At 63.4% G+C, this 12093-nt stretch carries 13 protein-coding genes; 4 read left to right on the top strand and 9 right to left on the bottom strand.

What is annotated here, in order from left to right; translation table 11 throughout:
- The 6 genes from ACLP4W_RS24040 to ACLP4W_RS24015 form a co-directional block, all read right to left on the bottom strand.
- A partial coding sequence (locus tag ACLP4W_RS24040) for an alpha/beta hydrolase (RefSeq protein ID WP_442389899.1) occupies positions 1 to 630 on the bottom strand: 630 nt, incomplete at its 3' end.
- Positions 631 to 803: 173 nt separating this feature from the next.
- Positions 804 to 1316, bottom strand: coding sequence for a Dps family protein (locus ACLP4W_RS24035; protein ID WP_442389898.1), 513 nt, complete (start codon positions 1314 to 1316; stop codon positions 804 to 806).
- 238 nt (positions 1317 to 1554) lie between these two features.
- Positions 1555 to 2145 (bottom strand): carboxymuconolactone decarboxylase family protein, encoded by a 591-nt coding sequence (locus ACLP4W_RS24030; RefSeq protein WP_442389897.1) that lies wholly within the window; start codon positions 2143 to 2145, stop codon positions 1555 to 1557.
- Positions 2142 to 2693 carry a carboxymuconolactone decarboxylase family protein gene (locus ACLP4W_RS24025; protein WP_442389896.1) on the bottom strand — a complete coding sequence of 184 codons (552 nt, stop codon included), beginning with the start codon at positions 2691 to 2693 and terminating at the stop codon, positions 2142 to 2144. Before ACLP4W_RS24025 ends, ACLP4W_RS24030 begins: the two co-directional genes overlap by 4 nt.
- Before the next feature lie 23 nt (positions 2694 to 2716).
- Positions 2717 to 3595: a dioxygenase family protein gene (locus ACLP4W_RS24020; protein ID WP_442389895.1), complete on the bottom strand. Its 879-nt coding sequence runs from the start codon at positions 3593 to 3595 to the stop codon at positions 2717 to 2719.
- 44 nt (positions 3596 to 3639) lie between these two features.
- Entirely contained in the window at positions 3640 to 4611 is a 972-nt protein-coding gene (locus tag ACLP4W_RS24015) for a quinone oxidoreductase family protein (protein WP_442389894.1), read from the bottom strand.
- Positions 4612 to 4733: 122 nt separating this feature from the next.
- Between ACLP4W_RS24015 and ACLP4W_RS24010 the strand changes: the two genes are divergently transcribed.
- Positions 4734 to 5618: a LysR family transcriptional regulator gene (locus tag ACLP4W_RS24010; RefSeq protein ID WP_442389893.1), complete on the top strand. Its 885-nt coding sequence runs from the start codon at positions 4734 to 4736 to the stop codon at positions 5616 to 5618.
- 148 nt (positions 5619 to 5766) lie between these two features.
- On the opposite strand, the gene ACLP4W_RS24005 is transcribed toward ACLP4W_RS24010, so the two are convergent.
- The gene (locus ACLP4W_RS24005) at positions 5767 to 6615 is read right to left on the bottom strand and encodes an aldo/keto reductase (RefSeq protein WP_442389892.1); all 849 of its coding nucleotides are present in this window, start codon (positions 6613 to 6615) and stop codon (positions 5767 to 5769) included.
- Positions 6616 to 6943: 328 nt separating this feature from the next.
- On the opposite strand from ACLP4W_RS24005, the gene ACLP4W_RS24000 reads away from it, so the two are divergent.
- Together ACLP4W_RS24000 and ACLP4W_RS23995 are read left to right on the top strand one after the other, a co-directional pair.
- On the top strand, positions 6944 to 7345 hold the full coding sequence (locus tag ACLP4W_RS24000) for a response regulator (RefSeq protein WP_442389891.1): 402 nt from the start codon (positions 6944 to 6946) through the stop codon (positions 7343 to 7345).
- 425 nt (positions 7346 to 7770) lie between these two features.
- Positions 7771 to 9528 (top strand): PE-PPE domain-containing protein, encoded by a 1758-nt coding sequence (locus ACLP4W_RS23995; protein ID WP_442389890.1) that lies wholly within the window; start codon positions 7771 to 7773, stop codon positions 9526 to 9528.
- A gap of 138 nt (positions 9529 to 9666) precedes the next feature.
- Here the strand turns inward: ACLP4W_RS23995 and ACLP4W_RS23990 are convergent, their stop codons facing one another.
- Together ACLP4W_RS23990 and ACLP4W_RS23985 are read right to left on the bottom strand one after the other, a co-directional pair.
- Positions 9667 to 9870 carry a cold-shock protein gene (locus tag ACLP4W_RS23990; protein WP_442389889.1) on the bottom strand — a complete coding sequence of 68 codons (204 nt, stop codon included), beginning with the start codon at positions 9868 to 9870 and terminating at the stop codon, positions 9667 to 9669.
- 104 nt (positions 9871 to 9974) lie between these two features.
- Positions 9975 to 11252, bottom strand: coding sequence for a DEAD/DEAH box helicase (locus tag ACLP4W_RS23985; RefSeq protein ID WP_442389900.1), 1278 nt, complete (start codon positions 11250 to 11252; stop codon positions 9975 to 9977).
- Positions 11253 to 11682: 430 nt separating this feature from the next.
- On the opposite strand from ACLP4W_RS23985, the gene ACLP4W_RS23980 reads away from it, so the two are divergent.
- The gene (locus tag ACLP4W_RS23980; protein WP_442389888.1) at positions 11683 to 11820 is read left to right on the top strand and encodes a hypothetical protein; all 138 of its coding nucleotides are present in this window, start codon (positions 11683 to 11685) and stop codon (positions 11818 to 11820) included.
- Positions 11821 to 12093: the final 273 nt, after the last annotated feature.

The following is a 12093-nucleotide window of genomic DNA, read 5'->3' as shown; positions in this document are numbered from 1 at the left end:
CGCATTGGGCCGGTTCCACAGCGGGGTGTCGGTGAAGGCGGTCATGCTGGCTGTGGCGAGCCGGTCATCAAGCTCAGGCACCGCCAGGAACTGAAAGGCGATGTGTGGACCTTTGCGGTCGCGGGCCAGCAGCGCCAGTCCGGCACACAGCCCTCCGCCCGCGCTGGCGCCGTGGACGGCGATGCGCCCGGGATCGATGCCAAGTTCGCCTGCGTGTTCTGCGGTCCACACGAGTCCGGCGTAGACGTCCTCAAGCGGCCCGGGAAACCGCGTCTCCGGGGCAAGCCGGTAATCGACCGCTGCAACGACGACGCCGAGTTCGCGCGCGAGCGTGATGTTCAAAGCGTGTTCGGTCTCGAGGTCGCCCGAGATGAACCCGCCGCCGTGAACGCTGTAGACGGCCGCGGGTCCGCTGCGCTCGTCCGGCCGGTAGATCCGAATCGTCACCTCCGGGTCACCGGGGCCGCCGGGAATCCTACGGTCCTCAAACTGCACGCCTGTCGTGTCGGGGGCCGGTAACTGGGCGATCATCTGTGACAGAAATGCGCGGGCGGCCACGGGGTCGGTGCCGTCAAGGGTGGGCAGCAGCGGAACCGCGGGAGCGATCTCGGGGTCGAACGCATACGTCATGTTGGCCTCCTTGCTTCGATCATCGTCCCTCGCGGTGTCGCCGGCCCACCAGCCACCGAAGACGGACCGGCGGCGATCGACGAACGTGCACCCTTGTGGGCGATGCTAATAACCGTTGGCTTCCACCGACGGATCGATGGAAGCCAACGGTTAGCGTCGGGCAGGCTTAGGTGCTAGACCTTCCGGTTTTCGGACTTGATCAGCCACGCGAGCTTCTCCAGCCCGTCGATCTGAACATGCAGGATGTCCGCGGTGCTGGGATCTTCGGCGTCAACCGCGTCATGCACCATGCGGAGGGTTTCGACAGTCGCATAGGTCCGAGTTGTGATCAGGTCGACGACCTCCGCGGTGTTGAGCTCGTCGGCCGGGAAATTGGGCAGGCTGGTATTGGCCGCCACTGTGTCCGAACGGCCGTCTGGGACGGCGTCTAGGGCGCGCATCCGCTCGGCGATCGTGTCACTACCCTCGCGGGCGAAGTCGACAAGCTCGTCCAGCTGCAAATGCAGGTCGCGGAAGTTCGTCCCGACGACGTTCCAATGAGCCTGCTTGCCCTGCAAATGCAGTTCGATCAAATCGACGAGGACCCGCTGGAGATCTTCGGCAAGCGATAATGATGCCGCAAAATTACCCACGCCATTCTCGTCCCGACGGTGGTTGATCGATGCCGTATACGTTGTCGCAGTCATGGCTAACTCCTTATCTGAGCCATTGCGGAAAATGTCGGACTCAACGATGAGTTGACGTCCGTTTCAACGTATCTGAGCAGGACAGATGTTCCTCCGCGTCGGTGTGCAATATGTCACCATATCGGCGGATTGAGATAATACATTCTCAGGCCGCATTTCTTCATAAAGCAAGGCTGGGTTGGTTGCAGGTAGCCACCAGAAAAAAATGGATGCTGGCCGGTAGTCGAATGACCATTATCTACATCTCTCGCGTCGCCTCGAGGATGCCGCGGCTATGATCTTGCCCGTCCGCCATGGGTGTTGACAGGCGGGCGCTTTCGTCGAGATCGACATCGAGTGCATTGAGCATTAACGCCAGGCCGGCGTATCGGCCGATAACCATGAGAATTTCGATGGTGGCCTCGGAGCCGAGCGCGCCCCGCACATGGTCGAACAAGGTGCCCGAGACGCTGCGGGCGGTCAGCAGTTCGGATGTCAGGCGCAGGACCGAGCGTTCCGTATCATTGAAATCGGCCTGTTCCCAGTCCGTTTCGGCTATCAACGCGTTGATTTCCTGCACACTCACTCCGGCCGTGCGCGCGACGTCGGTGTGCTGACCGAGCTCGTAGTGGCAGTCCATCAGATAGGCGGTGCGTAAAACGACGAGTTCGCGCAGCCGGGCGGGCAGCACGGGGCTGGTCAGCGCGGCACGGCCGGCCTCCATCCAGCCGGTGAAGACCTTGTCGGCGTTGGCCAGCGCCCGGTATACGTTGAGGTTGCCGCGCTCGAGGGTCAGCTCCCTGGCCCGCTCGGTCATCTCTTCGGGCCGACGATAAGCGATTCGGGTCATGGGTGTCCTCCTGTTCGGGCGTGCAGCCGCGCGGTGGTGTCGATGTCGAGGTCGGCGGCGTTGAGCATCAGCGCCAGCCCGTAGTAGCAGCTGACGATCATCAGCAACTCGGTGAGCACCTCATCGCCAAGAACGGCATGGATCACGGCGAAGGAGTCTTGGCGGAGTCGTCGGGTGGTGCACAACTCGGTGACCGCGTCGAGCACGGCGAGTTCGGTGCGGCTGAACCCGGCGGTGTTCGATTCGCCGGCATCGATGATGGCGTTGATCTGCACATCTGTCAGGCCGGCCGATCGCCCGAGGCCCAGGTGCTGGCTGACTTCATAGGGTGAGTCCTGTAAGTGGGCCACCCGCAGGATGATCAGTTCGCGCATCCGAGCGGTGAAGGTGGGGCTGTCGAGCAGCTCATCGACCATCTGCGCCCAACCGATAAACACGTCGGGGGCGTTGGCGAGCAACCGGAACACATTCAGAGCGCCACGGCGTGCCATGAACTCGCGGATCGGTTCGGCTGGCTGCTCGGCGCTGGTGAGGGGTATGCGTGACATTGGTTTTGCTCCTTGATTTTTCGTCACGAGCAGGTGTCGGCGGCGAGGACGAAGGTCCAGTCCAGAGTCACGAACGGCTCCTCGACGGTCGTTCCGTCCGGGGCGATCCCGGGCTCATGCCGCACGAAATCGGCCTGCAGCGACTCCACGTCCGCGAAGACCGCGTCGTGGCCGATGTAGGGATCGTCGCGATAGAACAGCTGGGAGATCAGCGGCTGGTAGCCCTCGGCGTGGAACCAGAAGTGCACATGCTGGGGCCGCATGATGGGTCGGTTTGCGGCACGCAGGATTTCGCCGCACGGGCCGTCGGTGGGCACGGGGTAATAGCGAGGCGTGATCGAGCGGTACCAGAATCGTCCGTCGTCGTCGGTGGTCAGCAGTGCCCGCATGGCAAACTCGTCGTGCAGCTTCTCGGCCTGCTGAACGTCATAGAAGCCGTCTCCGTCGCTGTGCCAGGTGTCGACGTGGGCCCCGGCGATCGGGCCGCCGCGCTCATTAACGACCCGGCCGGTGACGAACATCGGCGTACCCGCGACACCGTCGGAGATGTCGGCCCCGTTTTCAGCCGTCGGCCGGCCCTCGACATAGAACGGACCAAGCAGAGCCGAGGCGGTGACCGATGACCCGCTGTGCTGGTTGATCCTGTCCAGCAGCATGCTCAACCCGAGGATGTCGGATAGCAACATCACCTCCTGACGGGTTGGGCTGGAGATTTTGCCTACCCGCTCAAGGAAATCCATAGCGGTGAACCATTCCTCGCCGGTCAGCCGCACCTCACGCGCGAAATCATGAAGGTGCTGCACCAGGCAGACGAGCAGCTGCCGGAAGCGCTCGTCGGTGGACGTGTCGAAGGTCCGCTGGACGGCCTCGGTGATGGTTTCTTCGGTCAGATCGAGAGACATCGTGTTGCCCTTCTTTCGGATGGGTCTGGTTGAAGTGGATAGGCTCAGGGCCGGATCACGACGCGGCCGGCAAAGTGATCGGCGACGGCCTGATACGCCGCAACACCCTCGTCGAGCGGATAGCTCGCGGTGACGGGAAGTGGCCGAAACGTTCCGGATTCGAAATTTGGGCTGATCCGTTCCAGGAGCCGTGCGGATTCGACGACGCCGAGTTTTGCGCTGTCCGATCCGAAAATCCGAATTTCGTTGCGGTAGAGGTCGATCAGATCGATCTCTACCTTGCGAGTACCGACGGCGCTGATGACCACGAGCCTGCCCCCGCGCGCGAGTGAGGCCAGTGCGGCCGGCGTCGTGACCCCGCCCACGGTGTCATAGACCACATGCGCGCCTGCGTTGCCGGTCAGCCGTTTGATCTCGGCGCCGATGTCCGCGGCCGGATCGAAGGTGATGAAGTCGTCGATGACGGCCGCGGCCGGGGTGTCCGGGCGGGGCGAACGCCGGTCTACTCCGATCACCCTGGCGCCCACCGCGCGGGCGATCTGTGCGACCGCGCCTCCGACCCCGCCGGAAACGCCGAAGACCGCGATCGTCTCGCCGTCGGCCAGTTGCGCGGCTTCCACCGCTCCGAGCCAGCCCACCACAAAGTTCACCCCGACCGCGGAGGCTTCCTCGAAGCTGAGCCGTTCGGGTTTACGCACCAGCGCCGCCACGGGCACCGACATCAACTCGGCGTGCGAACCGTCGCGGGTGAAACCGACGTCGCCGCCGGTGCCCCACACCGCAACTCCTTGCCATTCGGGTGGGCCGCTGATCACCACGCCGGCGAAATCGCGCCCGGGGGTGCGTGGCAGCACTGTAGCTTCCATCGCCCCGGTCACGTTTTTCACATCGGAAGGGTTGACCGACGCCGCTTCCACCCGGATCACCGCTTCCTGCGGTGACTTCGCCGGGTCGGGCATGTCTGTAACCCGCAGAACGGCGGGGTCACCAAAGTGGTCGAATCGCAGTGCGCGCATGGTCAAGTCCTCTCGTGAACTGATGGTTGTCGTCTGATGCCTCTAAGACAACACCGCAATTTCCATCGCGTCCAACGAAGAAAAGAGATATAAACCATCGCTTATCGCGATAGAATTGAAGAGTGGAGCTACGCCATCTGGAGCACTTCACCGCCGTGGCCGCCGACCTGAACTTCTCCCGGGCGGCCGAGCGGATTCACGTCGTGCAGTCGGCGCTGTCGGCGTCCGTGGCCAAACTGGAAAAAGAACTCGGCGTGGCACTGTTCGACCGCACCAAGCGCCAGATCGCCCTCACCGCGGCCGGCGAGGTCTTCCTCCACCACGCCCGCGAGGTGATACACGCAGCGCAGCGCGCCCAATCCTCGGTCGACGATTATCGCGATCAGCTGACGGGAACAGTCACGCTCGGGACGCTGATGTCGTGGGGAGCCTTGAACCTGCCCGCGGCGCTGGAACAGTTTCGCCGCCTCAACCCGCTGGTCACCGTCCGCCTGCGGCAAAGCCTCAGCGGCTCGGCGGGACACCTCGCGGCCATCGCCGACGGCCAGATGGACCTGGCCCTGGTCTCGATCTCGACGACGCCGTCGCCGCTCGTGGCGGTCCGCGAGCTCACACACGAACCCATGGTCTTCGTCTGCGAATCCGGCCATCGGCTGGCCAACCGCGCACGCGTCCAACTCGCAGACCTCACCGGAGAAGACATCATCCAATTCCCGCTCGGATGGGGAATACGCCAGCGCCTCGATGCGGCCTTCACGACCATCGGCGCCCGCCCGGTCAGCGCCTACGAGGTCGCCGACTACGCCATCGCCGCCGAGCTCGTCCGCCACAGGCTGGCAACGGCGGTCCTGCCCGTCAGCGCCGCCAACCGATTCCCCGACCTGCGAACCATCAGCCTGCGCCCTCCCCTCACCTGGACACTATTCATCGCCACCGCCGCGCCCCAATACACCAGCCGTGCGACGACCATCTTGGCCAACACCCTTCTCGACCACGTCGAGCGTTGACGACGTCCGCGTGTACCGCAATCGGCGAAATTCGTTGGGAGTGTTTGCCATTCGGTGACGAGCGCATCTGCCGACATCCCCCTCGAGCCGCGATCTCAACGGCAGCGAACTTATGCGCCGAGCCACGGCGACACCACGTCAGCCCAACCTAGCGCGGGATGTAATCGAACTGATCCGGGTTGGGACCGGTCCGACCCGTCTCGCCTTTATCCAGTGCCGTCAACGCGTACATGTCGGAATCGGTCAGTTCAAAGTCGAACAGCGCGAAGTTCTCCCGGATCCGCTCGGGAGTAACCGATTTCGGGAACACGATGTCGCCTCTCTGGATATGCCAGCGCAGCACGACTTGGGCCGGCGTCCTACCGGTCGAGTCGGCGATGCCCCGCACCAGCGGATCGCCGAGCACCTTGCCCTGGGCGATCGGTGACCAGGCCTCCGTCGCGATGCCGTGATCGGCTCCATAGGCACGAACGGCATCATTGGTGAAATACGGGTGCGCCTCGATCTGGTTGACTGCCGGCGTCGTGTCGGTTTCCTGGGCGAACCGCTGCAGGTGTGCGATCTGGAAGTTGGACACCCCAATGCTGCGGGCCCTCCCGTCCTTCCTGAACTCCTCGAGGGTCCGCCAGGTCGACACAAAGTCACCGTCGTACAGCGTCGGCAATGGCCAATGGATGAGGAACAAATCGACGTAGTCGCTACCTAGCGCCTTCAGCGTGCCATCGAACGCCCGGCGTGCATCGTCTGGAAGGTGAAAGCCGTTGTTGAGCTTACTGGTGATGTAGACATCACCACGGTCAAGACCCGCGTCGCGGACGCCCTGCCCGACACCGCGTTCGTTCTGGTACATCTCCGCGGTGTCGATGTGCCGGTAGCCGATCTCCAGAGCCGTTCTGACCGCATCGGCAGTCACATCGGGCTGAATCTGAAATACCCCGAAGCCGAGTTGCGGGATGTGGGAGCCATCATTCAGCTGAATCATAGGAACGTTGCTCAACGCCGAACTCCTTTGCTAGTGGTCACGGACTTTCCGTGATCCGTGGGTGCGGATTGCAGTTGACGTGTACCCAGACGGCGGCTCATCTCCCCTTAGATTCAACACGCCCGGGCCCCGGCCGCCGCACCGGCGTCATGTCAACGCGCATCCATACCGACACTACGGCGTCGGCAGACACAAAAATCCTCAGTGGTACCGGCCATCATGACTTCCCGCCAGCCTCACAGCGGCTTACCTGCCAGCTATACCCTGTGTCGGCCGGGCGGCATCTGGACAGTATCCGGCTAGCGGGAATGTCAGCATGTGTGCTGCTAAGCCAGATTGGGGCATGACGCTGCGGGTTAAGCCATTGCGCTGCTTCATCATCGACGACAGCCCCGACTTCATCGTTGCCGCAACCAACTTGCTCGAACGCGACGGCATCACGGTCGTGGGTGTGACGACCAGCGGCGCAGAGGCGATTAGAAGCGTTGAACGGCTTCGCCCTGACGTCACATTGATCGATGTCGATCTCGGCGGCGAGAGTGGATTCGACCTGGCCCGGCAGCTTCGTCAACGCAACTCTCCCGCAGCACAATCGGCGCTGATTCTGATGTCGGCGCACGCCAAGGAGGACTTTGCTGCGATGTTGGCCGCAAGTCCCGCGGTGGGGTTCGTCACGAAGACGGCGCTGTCCGCGAGTGCCATCCGCGAGCTGATAAGCGGCTACGACGTACCTCAACGAAGGTGATCACCGCCCACATCCGGCTGCGGTCGTCGTCGCCGACATCTCGTCAGCGCTCGCCGGGTGGAGTTGCGTCTGTCATGGTGCCGACGAGCAGGCATGGCTCGCTTGACCGGTTGCTCCATGCGGCGCATGCGCTGCGGACCGGAGTTGCCCAACTCGGGGCTGCGACGCGTACCCCGCCGCCCACCTCGACCCCCGCAACCCGGACCACACCATGACCGAACGGATGAAGTGATGCCGTCGATCCCTACGCAATATTCGCAGCTTGAGACATCTGCGACCGCCGCTTCCGGCCGAGTGCCCGCCAATCCCGGCGGATCGCTTTATCCTGGCTGGGAATCGGCTGGGGATGCCCGCTTCGGCGGCTTGTCGACGCGACCATCGCCGGTTCCACATGACACGATGCTCGTCGTTAGGGGGATGGGCCGATGGCGTATGTGCTAACGCAGCCGCAGGCAATGGCAACGGCGGCTGCCGATGTGGCGGCGATCGGTACAACGGTCAACGAGGCCACGGCCGCCGCGGCGGGCAGGACAACCGGTGTGGTGGCGGCCGCCGCCGACGAGGTATCCACGGCGGTAGCGACCCTTTTTGGCGCATACGCCCAGGAGTGGCACGGGCTGATCGCGCGGGCGGCGGTATTCCACCGTGAGTTCGCCCAGACGCTGGCCGCGGCCGGCAACGCCTACGCCGACGCCGAGGCTGCCAGCCTGGCCGCGCTCACTGCGCCCCTCCGGGCGCTGTCAGCGAGCCTGCCGACCGGCAGCTCCACGACCGGCGCGACGGGTGGCACCGGCGTGCTGACGGCGATAACGAAGGCGGCGTTGACGGACCCGCCCGTCACCTTCGTCATGGACGGCAGCGGAACACCGATACCCCCGCCCGACTTCGTGGCCAACGTTGTCAGCAAGTACGTCATGCCCAATTTCCCTGTGGGCCTTGTCCAAGCCCTGGCAATGCCGGCGGGGGAATATCCGGACAGCGGCATCAAGGACTTGATGCAAAACGTATCGATAGCCCGGGGCGTCACGATCCTGAACAACGCGATACAACAGCAACTCACCGCTGGAAACACTGTTAACGTTCTGGGCTACTCGCAGGGCGCCAACATCGCCACGCTGGAAATGCAGGCGTTGGACCCCGGCGGCACGCCGAGCTTGCTACCGATAAACTTTGTGCTGCTTGGTAATTCGATGAATCCGAACGGCGGGTGGGACGCGCGCTTCCCGGGTCTGAGTCTGCCGACTCTGGGCTTTTCGACCCTCGGCGCGGCTCCCAGCAACGACTTTGTGACCAAGGTTTACACGCTCGAATACGACGGTTGGGCCGACTTCCCGCAATACCCGATCGACATCTTCTCCGACCTCAACGCCCTAGCGGGCATGGTCACTGTGCACACGACCTATGACACTCTCTCGGCCACGCAAATTGGTTCGGCGACTGTGTTGCCGACGCAGGGACCCACCATGACCACCTACTACATGATTCCCAACCCAGACCTGCCGCTGCTGGAGCCGCTGCGGTTGATCCCCTACATCGGGAACCCGACCGCAGACTTGCTCCAACCGATTTTTACTTCTCTGGTCAACTGGGGCTACGGCAACCCGAACTACGGCTGGTCCACCGGGCCGGCCAATGTGACTACCCCGTTCGGGTTCTTGCCGCCGCTCAGCGACACCGCTGCCCTGGGGCCCGCCCTGTTCCATGGGATCCCCCAGGGAATCGGCGCAGCGATCGGCGACCTTTACGCCGAGGGACCCCCTCAGCTGCCATCGCTGCCGGACATATCGCAGGCGCTCATGTCGCTTTCGTCGGGGCCCGGCACACTGGCCCTGCCCACCGGGCCGCCCACGGTTACCGGCATCATCTCGAGCCTGCAGGCGGCGAACACCCAGATCGTTGACGCCACGACGACTGCTGTCTCGACGGCCTACTCGACGCTGCTTCCTACAGCAGATATCGCGACTGCCGTCCTGGTCTCCTTGCCGTCGTATGACGTCAACCTGTTCCTGAACGGGATGATCCAGGTGGTCAACGGTCAGCCCCTTGACGGGCTTATCAACGCGATCGGCTACCCGATCGCCGCCGATGTTGGATTGCTCCCGCTCACAGCCGGTTTGGAAGTCGCAGTCCTCGGGGAGGCTGGTTATTCGATCGTCACCGGGACGCCATATGGGGATTTCTGACCGACGCGGACAACGGTCGACTCGACTTTTCGAAAGGCCGGGCAGTCGCTGGACGCCGGCGCGTCTCAAGAAGTCTAGAAACTCCAATGGGCTGGTACGGAGCAACCGCACCAGCCCATTGTCATGTGTGTGAGTTTCTTAGACGGCAGTGACTCCTACTGCCTGGGGTCCTTTGGTTCCTTGCTCGACCTCGAACTGAACACGCTGGTTTTCATCGAGCGAGCGATAGCCGCTTCCCTGGATCTCGGAGTAGTGGACGAAGAGGTCCTTCGCGCCGTCGTCAGGGGTGATGAAGCCGAAGCCTTTTTCACCGTTGAACCATTTCACAGTTCCCTGTGCCATTTACTTACTTCTCTCATTCAAATTCGGATGTACCAAAAACATCCGAACGACCAGGGTATCACGAGCTGGCCCATTTATTGAAAACCGTTGTGGCGCTGAGACAATCAGCGCTGCGCGCTGCCGGAACGGCCACCACGTCTGCGGCCGGCGGAACCCGAGCGGCGAGACTGTGACGGATGCGACGGGGCCACGTTCTTCGGTGCGGGAGCCCGATAGGGCGCCATGTCACCGGCCACCGCATGCACGGCGGCCGAGTCGACAGTGACCTCCTGTGGGGTGACACGGATGCCTGCGCGGCGCATCAGAGCGTGAGTGTCCTTGCGCTGCTCGGGCAGGACAACGGTCACGACATCACCCGCGTTTCCGGCCCGCGCCGTTCGTCCGGACCGGTGCAGGTAAGCCTTGTGCTCGGCGGGCGGATCGATGTGCACCACCAATTCGATGCCGTCGACGTGCACGCCGCGCGCGGCGATGTCGGTGGCCACCAATACCCGGGCCTCACCCTTACTGAAGGCGGCGAGGTTTCGGTCGCGTGCGGGTTGGGAAAGGTTGCCGTGCAGATCGACCGCCGGGACACCGGATTCGGTGAGCTGCTTGGCGAGCTTGCGCGCTTGATGTTTGGTGCGCATGAACAGGATTCGGCGGCCGGTACCGGAGGCGAGCCGGTGTACCAGCTCCTTCTTGGCTTGCACCCCGGAGACGTGGAACACGTGGTGGGTCATCTCGGGCACCGGCGAGTTGGAGCCGTCGACAGAGTGCAGCACCGCATTGCGCAGGAATCGATTGACGAGCTTGTCGACGCCGTTGTCGAGGGTTGCGGAGAACAGCAGACGCTGGCCGCCGCTCGGTGTGGCCGCCAGGATGCGGGTGACGCCGGGAAGGAAGCCGAGATCGGCCATGTGATCGGCCTCGTCGATCACCGTGATCTCGATCGAGTCGAGACTGATCAAGCGTTGCTTCATCAAGTCTTCGAGCCGGCCGGGGCAGGCCACGACAATGTCGACGCCAGACTTCAGCGCCGCCACCTGCCTGCCTTGCGGTACCCCACCGAAGATCGTGGTCACCCGGAGGCCGTTGACGGCGGCCAACGGTTCCAGCGTCGCAGTGATCTGGCTGGCCAGCTCCCGGGTGGGCGCAAGAACCAGACCCGACGGTCGGGACGGGCGCCGCGGATGTCCGGCCAGCCGGCTGACCATAGGAATCGAGAAAGCGAGCGTCTTGCCGCTGCCCGTCTTGCCACGGCCGAGGACGTCTCGGCCGGCGAGCGTGTCGGGAAGAGTTTCGATTTGGATGGGAAACGGCTGGGTGATCCCGCGGGCGGCGAGCACTGTGATGAGTGGTTCGCCCACGCCGAGATCGGCAAATGTGTTGCCAGTAGTCACTTTGATGTCTTTCAGCATCGGTTGTGCCGAGTTGGCGGCGAAGTACGCGCGTTCGGTCGGCACATGGTGGCGAGATTGCCGGTGGGCAAAATCGATCGCCGCGATACGAACTGCGCCGGATTCAGTGCGTCAGCCACTAGATCAGGGCGGGCGCCGGAAGGATGGAGAAGCGTTTCACGACGGGGTTGGCCATCGAATGGACCAACATTGCAATCAGCATAGCAGCACGACTACCTTGGACCGCCCGCGACCCCGCTGACGGGTGGGTGCAAGCGCCCAACCCCACTGCCTGTACAGTCGAAGGTGAACCGCGTTCTAGCGGTCATCGCGAATCGTTAACGCAGTACGAGAGATCAGCGCGCGATTCAATCGTCGTCCGTCCGTCACAACAGTGCGTACCGGCCGACCTCTGGCTTCGTAAGGACACCACATGGACAACTCGAACCTGTTTTCCCATCCCGACGCACCGGAATATGTCGCTTCGGGCGAAACCTCCGGAAAACCGGTCGAATACCCGACGTTTTCGGACCGGCCCGACGCCGGCGTCTCTGCAACGCAATCATCCTGAACGGCTCTGCGGGCGCCCGACGCTGCGACCCTCGGCGAGATCGTCGACATCAAAATCAATTGGTTGCCAACCGATGCGGCGCCCGTTCTGGACTCGATGGGTCACGACGCCATGTCGATGCCCGGCTACGCCGGCACAGGTGCAAGTTCCCGGACGTCAGGATGTTTTGGCGTACCTGCTGACTAAGTCGTCTTCCCCGAACGTGCTCGTGTGCTGCAAGCCTTCGGCGTCGCGGCCGAAGAATGTCCACTGCCGTGGAGTTGCCTGCGGCCC

It is taken from the genome of Mycobacterium sp. (assembly GCF_052145595.1).
GTDB lineage: Bacteria > Actinomycetota > Actinomycetes > Mycobacteriales > Mycobacteriaceae > Mycobacterium.
Note: the sequence above shows the minus strand (reverse complement) of the source record. Positions and strands in the feature narration are given on the sequence as shown.

Bases quoted from the DNA above. Each gene is read 5' to 3' on its own strand.
- ACLP4W_RS23990 (WP_442389889.1), bottom strand. From the start codon at position 9,870: ATGGCACAGGGAACTGTGAAATGGTTCAACGGTGAAAAAGGCTTCGGC.
- ACLP4W_RS24035 (WP_442389898.1), bottom strand. From the start codon at position 1,316: ATGACTGCGACAACGTATACGGCATCGATCAACCACCGTCGGGACGAG.
- ACLP4W_RS24015 (WP_442389894.1), bottom strand. From the start codon at position 4,611: ATGCGCGCACTGCGATTCGACCACTTTGGTGACCCCGCCGTTCTGCGG.
- ACLP4W_RS24030 (WP_442389897.1), bottom strand. From the start codon at position 2,145: ATGACCCGAATCGCTTATCGTCGGCCCGAAGAGATGACCGAGCGGGCC.
- ACLP4W_RS24000 (WP_442389891.1), top strand. From the start codon at position 6,944: ATGACGCTGCGGGTTAAGCCATTGCGCTGCTTCATCATCGACGACAGC.
- ACLP4W_RS23995 (WP_442389890.1), top strand. From the start codon at position 7,771: ATGGCGTATGTGCTAACGCAGCCGCAGGCAATGGCAACGGCGGCTGCC.
- ACLP4W_RS24025 (WP_442389896.1), bottom strand. From the start codon at position 2,693: ATGTCACGCATACCCCTCACCAGCGCCGAGCAGCCAGCCGAACCGATC.
- ACLP4W_RS23980 (WP_442389888.1), top strand. From the start codon at position 11,683: ATGGACAACTCGAACCTGTTTTCCCATCCCGACGCACCGGAATATGTC.
- ACLP4W_RS24020 (WP_442389895.1), bottom strand. From the start codon at position 3,595: ATGTCTCTCGATCTGACCGAAGAAACCATCACCGAGGCCGTCCAGCGG.